At 43.1% G+C, this 19,137-nt stretch carries 20 protein-coding genes; 13 read left to right on the forward strand and 7 right to left on the reverse strand.

All coding sequences use genetic code 11. From position 1 onward, the window contains the following. Window positions 1-298: 298 nt before the first annotated feature. From ybgC to pal, 6 genes are all read left to right on the forward strand, one after another. Window positions 299-706, forward strand: a complete 408-nt coding sequence (gene ybgC, locus GW12_RS01770; RefSeq protein WP_034582631.1) for a tol-pal system-associated acyl-CoA thioesterase — start codon at window positions 299-301, stop codon at window positions 704-706. Window positions 707-733: 27 nt separating this feature from the next. Next, window positions 734-1,432, forward strand: a complete 699-nt coding sequence (gene tolQ / locus GW12_RS01775; RefSeq protein ID WP_034582633.1) for a protein TolQ — start codon at window positions 734-736, stop codon at window positions 1,430-1,432. Next, window positions 1,432-1,881 (forward strand): protein TolR, encoded by a 450-nt coding sequence (tolR, locus tag GW12_RS01780; protein ID WP_034582636.1) that lies wholly within the window; start codon window positions 1,432-1,434, stop codon window positions 1,879-1,881. Before tolQ ends, tolR begins: the two co-directional genes overlap by 1 nt. Window positions 1,882-1,884: 3 nt before the next feature. Next, window positions 1,885-3,171 (forward strand): cell envelope integrity protein TolA, encoded by a 1,287-nt coding sequence (tolA, locus tag GW12_RS01785; protein WP_034582638.1) that lies wholly within the window; start codon window positions 1,885-1,887, stop codon window positions 3,169-3,171. A gap of 204 nt (window positions 3,172-3,375) precedes the next feature. After that, window positions 3,376-4,659, forward strand: coding sequence for a Tol-Pal system beta propeller repeat protein TolB (gene tolB / locus GW12_RS01790; protein ID WP_171077647.1), 1,284 nt, complete (start codon window positions 3,376-3,378; stop codon window positions 4,657-4,659). A 40-nt stretch (window positions 4,660-4,699) separates the two neighbouring features. Beyond that, window positions 4,700-5,272, forward strand: a complete 573-nt coding sequence (gene pal, locus GW12_RS01795; RefSeq protein ID WP_034582642.1) for a peptidoglycan-associated lipoprotein Pal — start codon at window positions 4,700-4,702, stop codon at window positions 5,270-5,272. Window positions 5,273-5,345: 73 nt separating this feature from the next. On the opposite strand, the gene GW12_RS01800 is transcribed toward pal, so the two are convergent. After that, complete coding sequence (locus GW12_RS01800; RefSeq protein WP_034582643.1) at window positions 5,346-5,528, reverse strand: NF038105 family protein; 183 nt, start codon at window positions 5,526-5,528, stop codon at window positions 5,346-5,348. Between the two features lie 183 nt (window positions 5,529-5,711). Here GW12_RS01800 and GW12_RS01805 point away from each other — a divergent pair, with 183 nt between their 5' ends. The 5 genes from GW12_RS01805 (at window position 5,712) to GW12_RS01825 (ending at window position 8,996) form a co-directional block, all read left to right on the forward strand. After that, a complete protein-coding gene (locus tag GW12_RS01805) occupies window positions 5,712-6,686 on the forward strand; it encodes a class 1 fructose-bisphosphatase (RefSeq protein ID WP_034582644.1) in 975 nt (324 codons plus the stop codon). Window positions 6,687-6,737: 51 nt separating this feature from the next. Continuing rightward, window positions 6,738-7,514 (forward strand): RNA methyltransferase, encoded by a 777-nt coding sequence (locus GW12_RS01810; RefSeq protein ID WP_034582648.1) that lies wholly within the window; start codon window positions 6,738-6,740, stop codon window positions 7,512-7,514. 168 nt (window positions 7,515-7,682) lie between these two features. After that, the gene (locus GW12_RS01815; protein ID WP_034582651.1) at window positions 7,683-8,294 is read left to right on the forward strand and encodes an RNA polymerase sigma factor; all 612 of its coding nucleotides are present in this window, start codon (window positions 7,683-7,685) and stop codon (window positions 8,292-8,294) included. Then, entirely contained in the window at window positions 8,291-8,608 is a 318-nt protein-coding gene (locus tag GW12_RS01820) for a hypothetical protein (protein ID WP_034582654.1), read from the forward strand. Before GW12_RS01815 ends, GW12_RS01820 begins: the two co-directional genes overlap by 4 nt. Continuing rightward, the gene (locus GW12_RS01825; protein ID WP_034582657.1) at window positions 8,598-8,996 is read left to right on the forward strand and encodes a DUF3106 domain-containing protein; all 399 of its coding nucleotides are present in this window, start codon (window positions 8,598-8,600) and stop codon (window positions 8,994-8,996) included. The genes GW12_RS01820 and GW12_RS01825 overlap by 11 nt, the downstream gene beginning before the upstream one ends. Before the next feature lie 86 nt (window positions 8,997-9,082). Here the strand turns inward: GW12_RS01825 and GW12_RS01830 are convergent, their stop codons facing one another. The 4 genes from GW12_RS01830 to cxpE form a co-directional block, all read right to left on the reverse strand. Then, window positions 9,083-11,500, reverse strand: coding sequence for a CSLREA domain-containing protein (locus tag GW12_RS01830; RefSeq protein ID WP_034582660.1), 2,418 nt, complete (start codon window positions 11,498-11,500; stop codon window positions 9,083-9,085). A gap of 10 nt (window positions 11,501-11,510) precedes the next feature. After that, window positions 11,511-13,304 (reverse strand): rhombotarget A, encoded by a 1,794-nt coding sequence (rbtA, locus tag GW12_RS01835; protein ID WP_034582663.1) that lies wholly within the window; start codon window positions 13,302-13,304, stop codon window positions 11,511-11,513. Window positions 13,305-13,424: 120 nt separating this feature from the next. Beyond that, complete coding sequence (gene hda / locus GW12_RS01840) at window positions 13,425-14,129, reverse strand: DnaA regulatory inactivator Hda (RefSeq protein WP_034582666.1); 705 nt, start codon at window positions 14,127-14,129, stop codon at window positions 13,425-13,427. A gap of 29 nt (window positions 14,130-14,158) precedes the next feature. Further along, a complete protein-coding gene (gene cxpE, locus GW12_RS01845) occupies window positions 14,159-15,364 on the reverse strand; it encodes a chloramphenicol efflux transporter CxpE (protein WP_034582668.1) in 1,206 nt (401 codons plus the stop codon). Window positions 15,365-15,498: 134 nt separating this feature from the next. Here cxpE and purM point away from each other — a divergent pair, with 134 nt between their 5' ends. Further along, window positions 15,499-16,569, forward strand: a complete 1,071-nt coding sequence (purM, locus tag GW12_RS01850; protein ID WP_034582671.1) for a phosphoribosylformylglycinamidine cyclo-ligase — start codon at window positions 15,499-15,501, stop codon at window positions 16,567-16,569. Window positions 16,570-16,573: 4 nt separating this feature from the next. Next, the gene (gene purN / locus GW12_RS01855) at window positions 16,574-17,203 is read left to right on the forward strand and encodes a phosphoribosylglycinamide formyltransferase (protein ID WP_034582674.1); all 630 of its coding nucleotides are present in this window, start codon (window positions 16,574-16,576) and stop codon (window positions 17,201-17,203) included. 59 nt (window positions 17,204-17,262) lie between these two features. Here the strand turns inward: purN and GW12_RS01860 are convergent, their stop codons facing one another. Then, window positions 17,263-18,063: an alpha/beta fold hydrolase gene (locus tag GW12_RS01860; protein ID WP_034582677.1), complete on the reverse strand. Its 801-nt coding sequence runs from the start codon at window positions 18,061-18,063 to the stop codon at window positions 17,263-17,265. Continuing rightward, on the reverse strand, window positions 18,060-19,082 hold the full coding sequence (gene sppA / locus GW12_RS01865; RefSeq protein ID WP_034582680.1) for a signal peptide peptidase SppA: 1,023 nt from the start codon (window positions 19,080-19,082) through the stop codon (window positions 18,060-18,062). Before sppA ends, GW12_RS01860 begins: the two co-directional genes overlap by 4 nt. Window positions 19,083-19,137 lie beyond the last annotated feature (55 nt).

The raw sequence follows: 19,137 nt of genomic DNA on the forward strand, positions 1-19,137 counted from the left end.
ATTTTCATAGACGGATTTAAAATGAGGTTATGTCCTTTTTATTTCAATGACTTAAAAAGTTGAGATTGGCGTAAGTTTATAAAGCTCTAGATCATCTTAAAAAGATTACCAATCAAAACCATTCATAGGCAAAATTTCTCACGTCTTTGAAATCTTGTGCCATTGGTCAAAAAAGTCAGTGTGCTAAACTGCCAAGCCTCATATCACTTGACTTGTAGCCTAATTTGAGCAAATTCTACACGCAAAATTAGGTGAAGAAAGCAGCATCAATCTGCAGTAAAACCAATGGAACATCATTATGGCGAATAAATTTGAATTCAATATCCGCGTTTATATTGAAGACACAGATGCAGGTGGCATTGTCTATCACGCCAATCATATTCGCTTTATGGAACGCACCCGTACCGAATGGTTACGCGCTTCTGGCATCAGCCATTACTGGCATCAGAAAGATTACAACTTTGTCGTGCACAAAATTAACGTCAAATATTCACGTCCAATTCTGATGGATGACTTAATTACCGTCACTGCGAGTGTAATTTCACTTAAAGCTTCATCTTTTGTATTGCAACAGAATATTTATCGTGGTGAAATCATGCTTGCATCGGGTGAGGTCGAGCTGGCTTGTATCGGCGCTGATATGCGTCCACGTCGCCTGCCTGATGAAATACGCGACCTGATTCGAAAAGAATTGGAACAAGATTAAAAAAATGAATTGGCACATGTAAGCACTATGGCAACCGAGTTAGCATCATCCCTACAAGTATCAGATCTGATTTTACAAGCAAGCCCTGTCGTACAACTGGTTATGCTGTCTCTTTTACTGGCATCGCTCTACAGCTGGTACCTGATTGCTAGGCTCTACATGAGTTATAAAAAGGCCCAGGCAGAAGATGAACATTTCCAGAAAATTTTCTGGTCTGGTGCTGAACTGAATACCCTGTATAACAATGCCCAGTTGAATTCCAAACGTACTGGCCTGGAAGATATCTTCTATCAAGGTCTGGGGGAATTCCTGAAACTAAAAAAACGCAATGCTTCTCAAGCCCAGACCATTGAAGGCACTGAACGCATTCTGCGTGTCGGTTTAAGCCGTGATCAGGGCACTTTAGAGCAAGGTTTAGGCGCACTGGCAAGTATTGGTTCAGTTGCCCCTTATGTCGGTCTGTTTGGTACAGTCTGGGGCATCATGAATGCCTTTATTGGCTTGTCAGAAGTTGATCAGGTGACACTGGCAACCGTAGCACCCGGCATTGCTGAAGCCCTGATTGCAACTGCGATTGGTCTGTTTGCAGCAATTCCAGCGGTACTGGCATTTAACCACTACACTGCTAAAGGTGAAGCGCTTTACTCTGACCGTGCCCTGTTTGCCGAAGAAATGGTTGCCCTGTTACAACGTCAGTCACTTGGCCAGACTCAGGACCAAGACTAATGGCAATTCAACGTTCAGGACGCTTTGAGCGTATTAAGAAACCATTAAAAAGTGACATGAACGTCGTACCTTATATTGACGTTATGTTGGTGCTGCTGGTGATTTTTATGGTGACAGCACCGATGATCACCACCGGGGTAAAAGTCGATTTGCCTCAGGCTAATAACAATCCTATTCAGGCAAATGAAGACCCAATTATCGTTTCTTTAATGGAAGATGGCTCGTTAAAACTCAAAGATAAAAATCACAGTGATGAAATCCTGACACTGAATGAGCTAAAAACTGTGCTGACTACTGCGCAAAATGAAGCTCAATCAAACAGTAAACAGTTCAGCGTGCTCATTAACGGTAGCCAGTCACGTCCTTATGGTGAAGTCATGCAGTTGATGTCCGCTCTCCAGGATGCTGGTCTGGCACAAGTCGGCTTACTCACCGCACCTTTAAAGTAATATATGAAAGATTTCAATAAGCCACCTTCTCAACAGAAAGCGCTTGCAATCGGATTTACCATCGGCATCCATGCAATCGCTGTGGTGGGATTGCTTTATCTGGGCATGAGTAAACCGCCTCAACCACCGAAGCAGATCAAAACCATCCTGGTCAATCCGGAAGACCTGAAACCGGTCACACGTGAAGAAACTGAATTTGATGAAACTGCGCATGAAAATGTCGCAGAACAGATCACCCAGACTGCTGAACCAACACCGGAAGCAGCACCGGAAATTCCAACCACTGCGCCTGCTGAGGTTCCTCCTGTAACGCCACCAGCACCAAAAGTGGATACCCAAAAGGCTATCCAGGAAGCCAAGGCAGCTGCAGCAGCGCAACAGAAAGCTGAACAGCAGGCTGCCGAAGCGGCCAAACGTGCCGAAGCTGCGGAACAGGCTAAACAGGAAGCCACTCGAGCAAAAGCCGAGGCAGCACAAAAATCTAAAGCTGAGCAGGAAGCCGCGCGTCGTGCTGAGCAGCAGGCCAAGCAAAAAGCAGATGCTGCGGAAAAAGCTCGCCTCGAAGCACAACGTAAAGCCGATTTAGCAGCCAAACAGAAACTTGAAGCTCAGGCCAAAGCCAAGGCCGAAGCAGATGCAAAAGCTAAAGCAGATGCTGCCGCAAAACAAAAAGCGGCTGCTGAGGCAAAAGCTAAGGCAGATGCGGAAGCGAAGCATAAGGCTGAACAACAAGCCAAGCAAAAAGCGGATGCTGCGAAAAAAGCTGCTGCTGAAGCTGAAGCGAAACACAAAAAAGCAGAAGCAGATGCAAAAGCTAAAGCAGATGCTACCGCGAAAAATAAAGCGGCTGCAGAGGCAAAAGCCAAAGCCGATGCGGATGCCAAACGTAAAGCTGCGGCGGAAGCCGAGGCCAAACGTAAAGCAGATGCTGAAGCAAAGACTCATGCGGAAGCCGAAGCCAAAGCATCTGCCGCTAAAAAAGCTGCTGAAGAAGCTGCACACAAAAAGGCTGAAGCTAAACGCATCGCCTCCAGTGCAAAACGCGACTTCGAGAACAAGATTAAACGTGCCTGGGATATTCCAGCGGGATCTTCCGGTCAGAAAGCCACTGCCCGAGTGACCTTGAGTGACAGCGGTTCCGTGGTTTCTGTAATCGTCAATGCCAGCGATCCGGACATGAAAGCCAGTGTGGAAGCTGCGGTTCGTGCTGCTGCACCATACCCAATGCCGTCCGATCCGGATGCACGCCGTGAAGCTCGGAGTTTCACCTCTACCTTCACTGCACAATAAAAATTTAAGCCATAACCAGCAAAACGGTTATGGCTTTTGCTTTTTTAAGATAAACTGCAGTGAAAAGCGGCAAAATAATATTCACTTTTCACAGTGTTATAACAGTTTGATCATGGCTGGATAGTTTATTTTTATGAAATCCATGCGATGATGTGACGCAATCATATTCAGAATAAATCCGTTGATTTGAGTAAATAACGAATGATGGAAAAAACGCGTAAACACCTACTCTGCCTTGCCATATTCACTGCTCTGGGTTCAATCACTGCCACCCAGACTCAGGCGCAATTACATCTGGAAATTACCAAAGCACCGGAAGCGGCGCCGAAGATTGCGATTGTCCCGTTTAGTCAAGACCAGAGCATTTATCCAATTGTGGAAAATGACCTGAACCGTTCTGGCAAGTTTACCAGTGCTTCAAAAAACCTGCCGGCAACAGCGAGCCTGAATAACCCGAATGCGGATGCCTGGGCTGCAGCCGGTGTACCTTATGTAGTGACCGGTTCTTCCAAGACCAATGCTGATGGCTCATATGAAATCCAGTACCAGCTGTATGACATCGAGAAAAAACAGTACTTATTAAATGAACTGCTGACAGTTCCGGCAACCCGTACCCGTCAGGCTGCCCACATGATCAGTGATGCGATTTTCCAAGCATTAACCGGCATTCCGGGTGATTTTAGTGGCCGTATCGCTTATGTACTGCGTAACCCTGCAACTCCCGATCAGCGTTATACCCTGCAAATTGCTGACACAGATGGTGAACAGCCAAAAACCATTTTGACTTCACGTGATCCAATCTTGTCTCCAGCCTGGACACCGGATGCGAAAAAGATTGCCTATGTTTCATTTGAAACTAAGCGCCCAGCCATTTATTTGCAGAATCTGGCAACCGGTCAACGTGAAAAATTGGCCAGCTTCCGTGGCCTGAATGGTGCACCAAGTTTCTCACCAGATGGCAAGAGCATGCTGTTCACCGCATCGATGCATGGCAATCCTGAAATCTATGAAATGAATCTGGAAACCCGTCAGTTGAAACGCATGACCAATGACTCAGCCATTGATACTGAAGCGCGTTATGCGCCGGATGGAAAATCGTTCATCTTCACATCAGACCGCGGTGGCACACCACAGATTTATCGTTACGATTTTAATACCAGTAGCACCAAACGGATTACCTTCCGTGGTGCGTTCAATGCCCGTGGTTCTTTAAGTGCTGATGGTAAGAAACTTGCATTAGTTCATCGTCCTAGCGGTAGCAATTACAAAGTTGCCATCCAAGATATGAACTCAGGCGTGAATAATATCCTGACTCCAACCAGTCTGGATGAATCGCCAAGCTTCTCACCGAATGGTCAAATGGTGGTGTATGCCACTCGTGAAGGTTCACGTGGTCTGTTATCGATCATGTCACTGGACGGCCGGTTCCGTATGAACCTGCCTAGCGAACAAGGTGAAGTTCGTGAACCAGCTTGGGCACCAAAATAATTTCATGCTTTAACATTAATCAAACTTCATGGAGATGAAGATGAAAAAAGTACAACTATTCGCACTTCCATTACTGACTGCTGCACTGGTCATGACCGGCTGTGCCAGCCGTAAACCTGCAACCGAAGTTCAAACTGGTGACGTTGCACCAGGTTCAGCAACCACTGTTGATACCCAAGGCTTAAGTGAAGATGCAGCCCTGAATGCACAAAGCCTGGCTGGTGCATCTTCTAAAGGTGTGACTGCTGAAAATAAAGCTTACCTGGCAAAACGTGTGGTGTACTTCGACTATGACAGCAGCGAACTGTCAAATGAAGACATCCGTACTCTGCAAGCACATGCACAGTTCCTGATGGCTAACGCCAACTCACGTGTGGCTTTAACTGGCCATACCGATGAACGTGGTACCCGTGAATACAACATGGCACTCGGTGAACGCCGTGCCAAGGCTGTAGAAAGCTTCCTGATCACCACCGGTGTGAATGCGGGCCAACTGGAAGCGGTAAGCTATGGTAAAGAAATGCCGGTTGATCCAGGCCATGACGAAAGCGCTTGGCAGAAGAACCGCCGTGTAGAAATTAACTACGAAGCGGTACCACCTCTGCTGAAATAAGCATTTTCAGTCAGAAAATAAAAAAGCACTCACCAATGAGTGCTTTTTTATGGATGTTGAAAATTTTGAATGATTATTTTACTGCATTTTCTTTTTTGGGCTGCAGCGATTCAATCATGTCATGTTTGTTGAACTTTTTGTACTCCGGTTTAGCCTCGTAAGCCTTCCAGGCTTCCTTCATCGTTTCTTCAGAAATTTCGTCTAAATTAATGGCTTCGCTTGGCGTTGGAGTCGCATCAAATTTTAATGTCGTCATCTTTGTGCTCCTGTACCGATATTTTCCTTTCTCCATCAACATAGCATTTTCTAGCCGAGTTGCAAGTGTAAAATCATAGCAAATAGTCGCAGTTTAATTTTTCTTTTACTCCGTTCTCATCTAAAATATGACGCAATAACATTTTTATCATTCTGATAAATCCTGATTCGGAGCTTTCCTGACATGTCTAACCTCAGCCTTTCCCAATTTTTACAGAATAAAACTGGGAATCTCACCCCTGAACTTGCACAAGTAATTGAAACAATAGCAAATACTTGTAAGTCAATTGATCAGGCTTTACAAAAGGGTGCATTGGCTGGTGTATTGGGCAGTGCTCAGCATGAAAATGTGCAAGGTGAAGAGCAGAAGAAACTGGATGTTATTTCTAATGACTATCTCATCAATGCATTAAAAGTGCATCCAAACGTTGGTGGCCTAGCTTCTGAAGAACTGGATGAATTCACTACTGCTCAGGAAAATGGTCAGTATCTAGTATTGTTTGATCCACTCGATGGTTCCAGCAACATCGACATCAATATGTGTGTCGGTACGATTTTCTCGATCCTGCCGGCAAAAAATGCGGTGACTCAGGCTGAAGACTTCCTGCAACCCGGTGTAAATCAGGTTGCTGCAGGTTATGTTCTGTATGGCCCTTCAACCATGCTGGCGCTGACTGTCGGTGCAGGTACCGTGTTCTTCACCTTTGATCCTGAAACCAAAGAATTCCTGCTGACTGCTGAAGGCGTTCAGGTTGCTGCAGATACTAAAGAATATGCGATTAATGCATCAAACCAACGTCACTGGGAAGCTCCAGTAAAACGCTATATCGACGAACTGCTGGCTGGTAAAACTGGTCCACGTGAAAAAGACTTCAATATGCGTTGGGTTGCATGTATGGTGGGTGATATTCACCGCATCCTGTGCCGTAGCGGGATCTTTATGTACCCATACGACTTTAAAGATCCGAAAAAAGCCGGTCGTCTGCGTCTGATGTATGAAGCAAACCCAATGAGTATGCTGATTGAACAGGCTGGCGGTGCATCAACGACTGGTCGTGTGCGTATTCTGGACATTCAGCCATCTGAGCTGCATCAGCGTGTTCCTGTGATCATCGGTTCTAAAAACGAAGTTGATCTTGTAACCAGCTACCACAATTAATCTTTTTAAACGGCAGTTGGTACGCTACTGACTGCCGTGGACTTCTCTCCCATGCCAACTATCTTCCTTGAATCCAAAGACAATCCGAAAATCAAGCACCTTAGGGGGCTGATTGAGCAGAATTCGTATCGAAAAAAACAAGGACAAACCGTACTGGAAGGTACACATCTGTGTCTTGCATGGCTACATGAAAATAAGAAAATTAACTCTATTTTCACGACAGAAAATGCCCTGAAACATCCAGACTTTGACACCATTCTGCAAAAATACACCGGTGTGGTTTTTGTGATTGGCGAATCACTTTATAAGGACCTGAGTACCCTCGGTACTTCACTGGCCTGTATGGCGATTGTCGATATTCCAAGTTCTAGCCAAGCAGTCGATTACACGGCGGATACCCTAATTCTGGAAAACGTACAGGATCCAGGCAATGTCGGCACCCTGCTCCGCTCTGCTGCTGCTGCGGGTATTGACCAGATCATCTGCACCAAAGGTTCGGCGTCACTATGGTCGCCACGTGTGTTACGTGCCGGGATGGGTGCGCATTTTTCATTGCAATGCTTTGAAAATGTGGAACTTAAAGATGTATTAGATAATTTCAAAATTCCAGTCTATGTGACCAGTTCACACCGTTCTAGCAGCCTGTATAGTAAAGACTTGCGTAAACCTTGTGTCTGGATTTTAGGCAATGAAGGCCAAGGCGTTTCTGACTATGCCCTAGAACACGCAGAAGCCGTGACCATTCCACAACCAGGTGGTCAGGAATCCCTGAATGTGGCGATTGCCGGTTCCATCTGCTTCTTTGAAATGGTCCGTCAACGCATCTAAACCTGCATTTTCAGTTACTTTATTGTATTTCTCAGCGACCTGTATAAAAAATAGATTACACTAGAAAAATAATCATGTGTAATGTCAACCGAACCATTATTTCTAACGTTATATGAATATGTACTTGGAAATAATGGTGGGTATCCAATGACGGGATTTTCCATCTCTATGGATTTAGCACCAAAACAGCTGAAGGCTCAAGATGCGAGTACTCTTAAGAGTACGGCTGAGTCACGCCTGAAGAATTTCATGCAGGATGTGACGGGTCGTGCCTTAGTGATGATGGAAAGTGCCACTCAAGGCCAGCATGGCATTGCCATGGATCTGGTTCAGGAAGCCTTCATTTCCCTGCATAAATCATATGCCGACCGTTCGACCGAAGAATGGTATCCGCTGTTTTACACCATTTTGAATCACAAGTTACAGGACTGGCGGCGGAAAGAAGCCCGTCGTGCTCAGCCATTTTCCTTTTTCAAGAAAATTCAGCTAGATGATGAGTCAGAACTCGATGATCTCGTCGATGAAACTACGCCTTCACCTCTGGAATTTCTGGATCAGGCTGTGACTGCTGAAGAAATTCAACAGGCAATTTCACAGTTGCCTGTCCGTCAACAACAGGCCTTTATGCTCCGGGCATGGGAAGGCTTTGATACCCACACAACCGCACAGATTATGAACTGCAGCGAAGGCAGTGTAAAAACCCACTATCACCGTGCAATCCAAGGTCTACGTGCCTCACTTGCACACCTCGATCCATTTCTGGGAGGGTCATCCGAATGAATCAAGATGATTTCTTAAAGCAAGTAACTTCCAAACTTGATGGTATGGCACAACAGCACAAGGGCAAAGCTGTTGTGATGAACCGTGTACTTGAAGAAATTCAGGACACTAAAGAATCCCGTTTTGCCTTTCTGAAAATGTCGGGCTTTGCTCTCGCAGCGGCTATTGCTGGCATAGTTGTATTACCGAATATTGCCACTCATGATGAACCTCAAACTCAGGTTGTTTCCACTCCTAAGCTTTCTCCTCAAATGGTAGAGGACTTGGAAATGCTCATGGTTTTAGGTGAGGACAAGGTGCCACATGGCAGCTAAGAAACTGGCGATTGCTTTTTGTGCTTTTGGCTTTCTGCAAACTAGTTTTGCAGGCTTCGAACGCTTCTGGATTTTTTCTAAAGATGCCAATACACAAGTCAGTGAAACCTGGGATAGCTTATCTGATTCAGAACAGGCAGCATTAATCAAACGTTATCAAACTTTGAAAGAACTTCCAGCACAACAAAGTGTAAACCTGCAGCAACGCATGGACTGGTTTACCCAGCTACCTGAAGCTGAAAAACAGAAAATGCGTGAAACTTGGCAGCGCATGAGCACCCATGAACGTAGAGAACTGGCATCACGTATGCAAAAAGCCTCTCCAGAACAGCGCCAGGCTATTCGAGAAGAGTATATCAACAAACATCTTATAGTTACTGAGCATTAATTTATCTTCATTTATAGAATTCATCTCCCTCTAAATAAGTAATAAAAAAGCCTCCATCTGGAGGCTTTTTATTTAATATTATTATATTAATTTTTGAATCGACGATATCCAGCTAAGCCCAACAATCCAAATAATCCCCAGATGCCAAATGAGCCGCCACCACTAGATGAAGTATTCGTATTTTTTGCAGTATTCTCTAATACAATTGTTGCTGTGTTTGACATCATTTCATCTGCATCAAAGACATTATAGTCCATGCTATAGCTAAACTGGCTCAGGTTATTATTTACACTAAAAGTAAGCTTGCCGCCATAGCAAGTTTCTCGCTGATAGTCACCAGGACATGGCCCTTCACGCTCAGCTTTCAAAGTTACACCAGAAGGTAAACTGACAATACGGATTGGAATTTCCTTACCATCTTTGTCTTTATAAAAGGCTGGCTTTCCTTGTGCTGTGCTACGATCACCATCCCCTTCATCACTGTCATTTTCTAAAGGATTAACTGTAATCGTTAAACCACTATCAGGGCTAATTTTGTAAAAATCATTTTTTGCAATCGGTGCAATGTTGACAAAAGATGCTGCAAGAACACCTGAACTTTTCGCATTGGTATTTTTATCAACTAAGGTATAAGTACAGAATTCCTGATCGGTTGCACTGGTAACTTTGCCATCCGTACGATACATCATTATACGATTAAGGCCCGTTTTCCATTCACACTTCAGCGCAGGGTCCTCATAGCCATCTAATTTTAAGGAATTCCCTTCACCTGCAAGTGCACCCACACCTAGTACTTTCGTACTTACATTATAATTCGAGGCATTTAATGCTGTAACTTTAATGTTTGAACCATCAAAAGCTTCTTGTAAAGTCGACTGTTTAAATGGATCAATATAAATTGCACGATATTTTCGGAACTTCTCCGTATAGGATTTGAGATCCTGATACTCTTTTAGCTCCTCTTTTAATCCTGCCAATTCTTCTTTTGGTGTATTTTGATCTTCAATTAATGCTTCCAATTCATCGATATTGGATTGATAAAAGTCCATCAGCTCTATATGTGATGAATTTTTTAAGTCTTCAACATCACCTGCCATTAAATTACGTATTTCAACCGCACCAATCTCACAGCTATTGGCCTGATCGGGGTTCAATCTCAGAGACATACCTACATCTCGGCTGATACCACGTTGATCTGTTGCTTCACAACCTTCGCCTTTCACATCCACTAAATCATTTGCCGTTTTATTATCACGTGGATAGTAAATACCAAGATATCGATTATCTACCGCAGGTTCCAAGAACTTACTGAGTACACTACTCATGCTGACAGCAGATAAGTCAATAAGCTGCGTTGCAGTCTGTTCTGATGATCGTTCTGGTAATACACATTGAGACTTGCCTGTTAATTCGAAAGCATTTTGCACATGTGCGAAAAGAATATTTTGATTTAGACTTGGATTGCCTCCATTTAAAGCATATTCACAAGATTTTCCAGCGTTATACGCGAGCACGTTATAACTTAAAAGCTTTGCACCGACGTTGTCATAGAACAATACTGATTTCGCAGTATTCTCAACAATGGTATTACTGCTTAAACTTAAATTAGAACTTGAATGAAGGGGTTTATCTGCTCTATTCACAAAATTAAATACATAGCCCCCTGTCTGGTTCTGAGCAATTGTCGAATTTAAGAAACTGCTTGTAGCGTAACCACAGAAATCAAAAATACTTTGATCTGATAGTGCACCATTACGAATAAGGCTTGAATTGGATACCTGCAACCCCAACTCTGTATTTGCTAAATTGGCGCTACATTCCATTGCAAATACACTGCCGAATTGTTGAGCCTTGTTTTTTTCAATACGACTGTCATTAATGGTAACTGTCTTTTGTCCATTCTGACTTATCGCATAAATGGCACCGCCATTCACATCGGCAGATGAACCGATAATTTCACTGCTATAAATACCAAGTGGCCCTGCAACATATAAAGCACCACCATTTCCACTATTGACTACATTTGAATTCTTGACAGCTCGTCCATTTCGGATAGAAATCTGATAAACATTTAGAGCAGCTTGGCTTTCAACCGTATTAAAAATACGGGATTTGCCTTGTGCATCAATGACTGTTTTAAGCGCTTCTTTTTTTGGATAAAGTAGGGTAATTGGGCTACGCTCTGTATAATTAAATGCGCTTTCACCATAAATGTTGATTGCAGATTCAACAACGAGTTCACGGTCAATTTTATAAGTACCGGCTTTGAGCTGGATTTGGTCAGGTGCACTTCCATCTAAACGAAGTGTGCGACCAACATTACAACCACCATATGATTTGTCTAATTTTGCAGTTTTAATTGCTTCACGTAATGAACAAGCACTGGCATTTTCCCCATCTTCATCTACCAATGTTGTGACCCGAATAGTTTTATCCTCAGCTGCCATCAAACTCATTGCCGAAACTACAGCTAGCGCTAATATTCCTTTTTTATAATTTTGCATTATTTTATCCTTAATTTTTACGCAAACCACGTAAGCTAATTAAGCTCAGTAATCCTAGTATTCCCAATATACCTAATGAACCGCCCGATGTTTTTACTGTCTTATCTTCAAATTTATTATCGGGTTCTTGCACAATTTGTGTTGTGATAGGTAAATATGGTTTTGAGACGTTAAAGCGTGTCGAACTCGTAACTACTTGCACTTCAAAAATATCTGCACCATGCCAAGCCGAATCTGGGGTATACACTAAATTGCCATGAATATCGATTTGTGTTGACCCTTTTGATGGAGTTTTGGTTTGTACAATACGCAAACAACCATCTTGCCACGGCTCATTATTTGGATTCTTACCAATAATGGAATTACATTCTTCTTTGGGAATCAGATCGCTATCCCCTAAAAATTTTGCAATAGAAAATTTTGCAATTTCTCCAGCTTTTAAATCCTGACCTGTCAACTGACCAGATGTTGGGACTATAATTTCAATCGCACCTCTATCACATTCTGCATTATTAAAGGACCGGTTCGTGCCTCGTTGATCGGAAGACTCACAAGATAATACATTTTCTGCTATTGTTGAACTACCAGCATTCACAATTGGTGATTCTTTAATTGACCTATAATTTAATAAGATACGGGGACGCATATAACCTAAAAATGTATTTTCAGCTGTTTCAAATGGACACAATTCTGAACGATTATTCTCTCTTAAACTTAAACAGCTACCTTGACTGCTACCATCTTTAGTTGCGATTAGTTGTGTCCCTTTATAAATTTGGTTTGGTGCTTCATTGCTACCATCACCACAACTTATACTAGTCAAGTTATTTTGTATTAAAGATTTATCATTATTAAAAACACAGTCCTGATGGTTTTTTAAAATAATGCTATTTGCTAGATATGCCTTAGCATATGGTGCTTGTAAAAGCACCCCTGCACCTTGGTTATCAACAATTGTAAGATTATTCGCTATAATACCATCGACCAGATTTAAAATATTTCCTGTATTTTGTACCAGAGTACTACTTACAATACGAGCTGCGCCTACTCGTAAATCATCAGGATTTAAAGCTGAAAAAGGGGCTTTAGTAAATATGTTTACACTGTTTGAAGCAGTCGTTTTATTCTTACGTATGACACTTTGTTGAATTGAATAGCTCGGATGTTCACTATAGAGCACAGCACCTTCGGTCGCTTCATTTTCAATGATTAAACTACTGCGAACCTCAATGGAACCTAGATAATTTCCGAAATTACCCACATTATAAATCGCACCACCTTTAGATGCATTGCCGTGGCTTAATTTCACATACTCAAATGTTGCCTTACCTTTGTTATAGACTATCCCCCCTTCTACAGCACAACTTGATTGCCCACACCCTTCTAAATCAAGTTCTTTAAATGTCACTGAAACAAAGTCATCTCCACTTAGTATACGGAAAATATTATCCTTTCCCTTCATCTTAATGCGTGCATTGTATAGACCTTGAACACGGTTACGGTCTGTCACTACATTACTATCTTCATCAACGGACTTAATATTTAGAGATTTTTTAATTTCTATATGTTTATTCAGGAGGTAGTTTTTTTTATCTGTAAGTAAAATATTTGCTGTTGAATTTTCCCCACCACAGCCCATATAACCTTCTTTGGCCAAACCGAGATTCACATATTCAATAGCTTCACGAAGTGAACATTCCTTATCATCCTTAACAATATCTTCAGTCGTAGTAACAACAATGTCAGCACCGTAAGCATGCCCCATCATGCATAGCAAACCAATGCCTAAGCTCTTCTTGAGCATGACTTTCTCCTGTTTTTAAATTCTTTATTTTTTATTCAAAACATCGCCTATCCTGGCGAAATTTAAATTATTTTGCTCTAATTTGTCATAATTTGATTAATTACTCAAGATTTTTATTTATTAACGATATTCATCAATCAAAGCATAAATCTGGCGCAAATTCGCATTGCTGACCTTCAATTTTTCCCCTTTAAGTAGTTGAATAATCTGCTCTAAAGTTTGTAAAAGAACCGAAGTTTGATGAGGGCCATGATTTAATAAGTAATCAAGAATTTGCTGATCTAAATGAATTCCACGTCGATCAAGTACAGAAGTCACTAAAGCAAAACGGTCCGCATATAAACTGCCATTCGGTACACGGGTACTCACTGCTTGTGTCAAACGTGACTGTAAATCCGGAAGTTCCAATTTCAGCTCAATCGGTGCTACACGAGAAGAAAAGACCAATTGCCCTCCCCCCTCATTATTGTTATTAATCAAATGAAAAACTGCTTTTTGCCAGTGTGGTACACCACTAATGGCCTCAATATCATCCAAAGCAACCAGATCATATCGGTCTAATGAAGTAATCGCTTCAGTTGGTGCATCCAAGAGTTCGAGCAAGGAAACCTGAATTGCAGTTTTACCTACTTCCAGATACGAATCACAGATCGCAGAGAGCAGATGACTTTTCCCCGTACCTGCTCCACCATAAACATAAAACTGTTTAATCAGGCCTGCATGTAACTGACGGATTGCATCAATCACATGTCCCCATCCGGGACCCGAAAAATCACTGATTCGGGCATCGAGCTGGGGTTCAATATCAAGTTGCAATTGACGCATATCTATTATTTGGCCTATCCATCTTTAAGCTAGTTTTCTTCAATCTTACTCGGTTTTTCATCAGCTTGCAGTGTTTTCACTTCGGATGGTTTCAGTTCAACATCTACATTCATGTCTGAGGTTTCGATATTCACTGATCCGGTAGAAGCATCCTGTACTACCATAGCCTGTTGGCCGTACATCGCACTTTTTTCATAGAATTCACGTGCATGACGAAGTAATACAACGATTACAGCTGCGACCGGCAGAGCAATCAGCATACCCAAGAAACCGGCTAATTGCGCACCAGCCAATACCGCGAATACTACAGCAACCGGTGATAGACCAATTTTATCACCCAACAAAAATGGTTGCAGGATATAACCCTCTACGGCCTGTCCAACCATAAACACGATCCCTACCAGCACTAATTGCCACCAGTCGATGCCAAATTGGAATAAGGTCGCAACCATCGCTGCGATGATACCTACGGCAAAACCGAGGTAAGGAATAATACTGCACAGACCAGCCACCATACCGATGATTAGACCAACTTCCAGACCTATTAGCTGCAAACCGACCGCGTAAACCACCCCAAGTAGAACCATCACCAAAAACTGGCCTTTCACAAAGGCACCCAGGACTTCATGACATTCACCCACAATTTCCATTGTGCTTTTTTCATAAGGTCGTGGAATGAGACGGCGTAAGCTATCGAGCATGCGCTCCCAGTCCAGCAAGAAATAGAAAGCAATAATCGGAATCAGAACAATGGTTCCACCAACCTGAATAAAGCTAATCCCAGATTGAGCCAGTTTCAGTGCCACGGCCTGAATACTGTCAGCACTATAGTTAGTTTGCACATAATCCATCACCACATCAGAAATCTGTGCAGTATCGATTTCCATTGGAACCAGATTAAAAGTGCTAGATAACCAAGGCAAAAATGTATAATTAATCCAGTGAATTCCGGCTGGAATACTGTCACGCGCATACATGAGCTGTTTCCACACCAATGGCACCAGATACCACATTGCTAAAGTTAAAACCACACCAATCCCAATAAAAACAATACTGATAGAGAGCCAACGCGGCAGACCAATATGATGTAGGCGATTAACTAAAGGACTAAAGAGATAAGCGAGCAAAAATGCACCAACAAACGGAATGACCACAGGTTTCAGCAGGTATAACACCCACGCAATCAAGGCAATACCAGCCAGGATAAAAATGCGACGTAAGGTACGATCTACCATCTAATCTCGCCTTTTCTCTATTAATCGTTATAAAAAGTAAAATATTTTAATAAAGATAACATTTTAGGGCATAAATAACATAAGAGTTTCGTATATTCAGGTATAATCAGCGCCGCGAATGCGGAGACTTCATTATGAGCAACTCAACTTCTACCCCAAACACTGGTTTAAGCTACAAAGATGCAGGTGTCGATATTGAAGCGGGCGACGCGTTAGTCGACCGTATCAAATCTGTCGCAAAGCGTACTTCCCGTCCTGAAGTTATGGGCGGCCTAGGTGGCTTTGGTGCACTTTGTAAAATCCCTAAAGGTTATGAAGAGCCTGTTCTCGTATCTGGCACCGATGGTGTTGGTACAAAATTACGTTTAGCACTGAATTTAAACCGTCATGACACCATTGGTCAGGATCTGGTAGCAATGTGTGTGAACGATCTTCTGGTGTGTGGTGCTGAACCACTGTTCTTCCTGGACTACTATGCAACGGGTCACCTGAATGTTGATGTTGCTGCAAATGTCGTGACTGGTATCGGTAAAGGGTGTGAGCTTGCAGGCTGTGCATTGGTAGGCGGTGAAACTGCTGAAATGCCAGGTATGTATGAAGGCGAAGACTATGACCTGGCAGGTTTCTGTGTCGGTGTCGTTGAGCAAAGCAAAATTATTGATGGTTCTAAAGTCAAAGCAGGTGATGTACTGATTGGTGTAGCTTCTTCAGGCGCTCACTCTAACGGTTACTCGCTGCTACGTAAAATTCTTGAAGTGAAGAATGTTGATTTAAACCAGCTCGTAGATGGGCGTCCTCTTGCTGATGCAGCAATGGAACCAACCCGTATCTATGTCAAATCGATTCTTAAACTGCTAAAACAGGTTGATGTGCATGCCATGGCACACATCACTGGTGGTGGCTTGCCAGGCAACCTACCGCGTGTACTACCAAATGGTGCTCAAGCAGTGATTAATGAATCTTCTTGGGAATGGCCAGAACTGTTCAAACTGTTACAACGCGAAGGTGGTGTAGAACAGTTTGAAATGTACCGCACCTTCAACTGTGGCGTGGGCATGGTACTGGCTGTAGATGCCGCTGATGCGGATAAATCCATTGAAGTGCTAAACAACTTAGGCGAAAAAGCATGGGCAATGGGTCACATTGTGGACAATGCTGAGTCTGTAGAAGGCGCTGATGAAAAAATCCGCGTGATCTTCGCATAATCGCATGACTAAAATTGCTGTTCTTGTTTCAGGCAGTGGATCCAACCTGCAGGCCCTGATTGATGCCAATCTCTCAGGGCAAATTGTCGGGATAATTTCCAACAAGCCTGAAGCATATGCCTTAACCCGTGCCCAACAGGCTGGGATCCAGACTGCGGTGATTGAACACAAACAGTATCCAAACCGCGAAGCTTTTGATGATGTCATGCATCAGCAACTGTTAGATTGGAATGTGGATCTGGTAGTACTGGCAGGCTTTATGCGAATTTTAAGTGAAAAATTTGTTAAAGCCTGGGAAGGAAAAATGGTCAATATCCACCCTTCTCTACTGCCAAATTACAAAGGTATGCATACCCATCAACGGGTACTGAATACCGGTGATGTCCTGCATGGATGTACCGTACATTATGTGACAGCAGAACTGGATGCTGGTCAGGCACTGGCACAAGGCGTGTTAAAAGTATCCCATCAGGATACTGCACATAGCTTGGCGCAGCGAGTACATGTACTTGAACATCTGATTTACCCTCAAGTGGTGGAATGGATCTGTACAGGTACCATTCAGCATACGGAAACTGGGGTGACTTATCGCGGTCAGCCGATGCATGAGCCGGTACAGTTCTGTAAATTTTAAGTTTTAAACTGCATAAAAAACGCATCCGAGGATGCGTTTTTTATTTATAACAGAATACTTTAAGACTGCTTTTGAATTAGCTGTTTAATCAGCTCCGCGACTTCCAATGGTTGCTCCAGCGGGAACATATGTCCTCCCTGAAACACTTCAAAAGGAATCCCAAACTTTTTCTGCATTTTTTGTGGAAAATTGCGTGCTAAAAATGGTCCTTTTTTCGCAACAATCTGCTGTACAGGTACTTGAGGTTTGGCTTGAGGAAGCCACCATAGCGATGGATTGGTTCGGAAAATTTTTACTTCGTCCATTTTCGGGATGGTAAGCTCCACTCCGCCCCGCACTCGGTCTTCAACTAACGCATAGTCCATATAGGCTTGAAAGCAATCTGGATCAAAATCCTGATAAAAACCTTTAGGACGCAATAATTCTGCCGCCTGTTCACGTGATTCCCAATGATCACGACGGCGTCTGGACAATCCTGCCGGAGACATCTGATCCAATGCCTTGAGCTTGAATAGCTTGGCAATATGCAAAGCAAATGCTTCCTTACCCATAATCATTGGGGGATCCAGCATAACCACCTGACTAAACAGTTCAGGCTGTTTTAATGCTGCCTGAAAAGTCAGTACTGAACCCAATGAATGCCCTAATCCAATAACGGGACGACCTTTAGCTTGACAAACAATGCTATCAATCACCTGCTGGGTCAGACTTTTCCAGTGATTATCAATCGGGTAACGTTTGTCTGGGCCCAAGAGTGGTACATAGATAATATCAAAATCATCTTGGAGGCTATCAAACAGCTTCTGGTAGACACGAGAAGGCACACCATTGGCGTGCGCAAAATGAATCAGTGGCTTCATTGCAGTTTAGCTTGACTTTCAGTACTGAGTTTTTGTGCAATTGAGGTCGCAATACCTTCACCGAACTGTGCGCCCATACGACCAAGAACAGACTCCAATGGACTATATTCAATGGTGTAATTCAGGGCTTTTTCAGTTTTCAGCTCGCGTTTCAGGGTTTGTAAACTGCCAGTGCGGTCTGCGATACCAAGTTTGACCGCTTGTTCCCCTGTCCAGAACAGACCGGAGAAAATAGCGGGATCTTTCGATTTCAACTTGGCACCACGACCTTGCTTCACAGCATTGATAAAGTGCGCATGGACATTATCCAGCACCCCTTGCACATGCGCTTTTTGAGCAGCATCCACGGGTTGAGTCATGGAGAGAATCGCTTTATTTTCACCAGAGGTCATCGTACGGTCTTCCACACCCAATTTCTGCATCAGGTTATTCACACCATAGTTTGGCATGATTACCCCTATCGAACCGACCAGACTCGATGGATTGACGATAATTTCATCTGCTGCTGAAGCAATGTAGTAAGCACCTGAAGCACCTGTATCACCAATCACTGCATAAAGTTTTTTCTGCGGATACTGTTTTTTCAGATACTGGATTTCCTGCCAGATTTCATCAGACTGTACCGGTGAACCGCCCGGAGAGTTGATATTCAATACGACAGCTTTGACCTGTTTATTGGCATAAGCTTTTTTCAGCGACTTGATGGTGTTGTTGCTATTTACGCTTTGTTTATCGGCTGCGATGGTACCTATAATATCAATCACTGCGAGATGCTCACCCGAGGTGGTACTGACATCCGTCGAACTGGTACTACAGCTTTTACCCATTAGCAGAATAATAAACAACAAATAAGCAAAAGTCAGGAATTTAAAAAAGATCCCCCAACGACGGGCGCGTCGCTGTTCTTCTACTGAAGCAAGTACTGCTTTTTCCAGCAGTTTCCACTCTGGGCCTGTCGGTTGTTGAGGCTGTGGTGTAGTTTGTTTTTGATTATCAGGTTTTGGTGGCCAATCGGACATAAACAATCCAACACATAATTATATTATGCCCATTATATACACTGATTGAGGTAAT

This window comes from Acinetobacter sp. HR7 (assembly GCF_000773685.1).
Lineage (GTDB): Bacteria > Pseudomonadota > Gammaproteobacteria > Pseudomonadales > Moraxellaceae > Acinetobacter > Acinetobacter thermotolerans.

Bases quoted from the DNA above. Each gene is read 5' to 3' on its own strand.
- ybgC (WP_034582631.1), top strand. From the start codon at position 299: ATGGCGAATAAATTTGAATTCAATATCCGCGTTTATATTGAAGACACA.
- tolQ (WP_034582633.1), top strand. From the start codon at position 734: ATGGCAACCGAGTTAGCATCATCCCTACAAGTATCAGATCTGATTTTA.
- tolR (WP_034582636.1), top strand. From the start codon at position 1,432: ATGGCAATTCAACGTTCAGGACGCTTTGAGCGTATTAAGAAACCATTA.
- tolA (WP_034582638.1), top strand. From the start codon at position 1,885: ATGAAAGATTTCAATAAGCCACCTTCTCAACAGAAAGCGCTTGCAATC.
- tolB (WP_171077647.1), top strand. From the start codon at position 3,376: ATGGAAAAAACGCGTAAACACCTACTCTGCCTTGCCATATTCACTGCT.
- pal (WP_034582642.1), top strand. From the start codon at position 4,700: ATGAAAAAAGTACAACTATTCGCACTTCCATTACTGACTGCTGCACTG.
- GW12_RS01800 (WP_034582643.1), bottom strand. From the start codon at position 5,528: ATGACGACATTAAAATTTGATGCGACTCCAACGCCAAGCGAAGCCATT.
- GW12_RS01805 (WP_034582644.1), top strand. From the start codon at position 5,712: ATGTCTAACCTCAGCCTTTCCCAATTTTTACAGAATAAAACTGGGAAT.
- GW12_RS01810 (WP_034582648.1), top strand. From the start codon at position 6,738: ATGCCAACTATCTTCCTTGAATCCAAAGACAATCCGAAAATCAAGCAC.
- GW12_RS01815 (WP_034582651.1), top strand. From the start codon at position 7,683: ATGGATTTAGCACCAAAACAGCTGAAGGCTCAAGATGCGAGTACTCTT.
- GW12_RS01820 (WP_034582654.1), top strand. From the start codon at position 8,291: ATGAATCAAGATGATTTCTTAAAGCAAGTAACTTCCAAACTTGATGGT.
- GW12_RS01825 (WP_034582657.1), top strand. From the start codon at position 8,598: ATGGCAGCTAAGAAACTGGCGATTGCTTTTTGTGCTTTTGGCTTTCTG.
- GW12_RS01830 (WP_034582660.1), bottom strand. From the start codon at position 11,500: ATGCAAAATTATAAAAAAGGAATATTAGCGCTAGCTGTAGTTTCGGCA.
- rbtA (WP_034582663.1), bottom strand. From the start codon at position 13,304: ATGCTCAAGAAGAGCTTAGGCATTGGTTTGCTATGCATGATGGGGCAT.
- hda (WP_034582666.1), bottom strand. From the start codon at position 14,129: ATGCGTCAATTGCAACTTGATATTGAACCCCAGCTCGATGCCCGAATC.
- cxpE (WP_034582668.1), bottom strand. From the start codon at position 15,364: ATGGTAGATCGTACCTTACGTCGCATTTTTATCCTGGCTGGTATTGCC.
- purM (WP_034582671.1), top strand. From the start codon at position 15,499: ATGAGCAACTCAACTTCTACCCCAAACACTGGTTTAAGCTACAAAGAT.
- purN (WP_034582674.1), top strand. From the start codon at position 16,574: ATGACTAAAATTGCTGTTCTTGTTTCAGGCAGTGGATCCAACCTGCAG.
- GW12_RS01860 (WP_034582677.1), bottom strand. From the start codon at position 18,063: ATGAAGCCACTGATTCATTTTGCGCACGCCAATGGTGTGCCTTCTCGT.
- sppA (WP_034582680.1), bottom strand. From the start codon at position 19,082: ATGTCCGATTGGCCACCAAAACCTGATAATCAAAAACAAACTACACCA.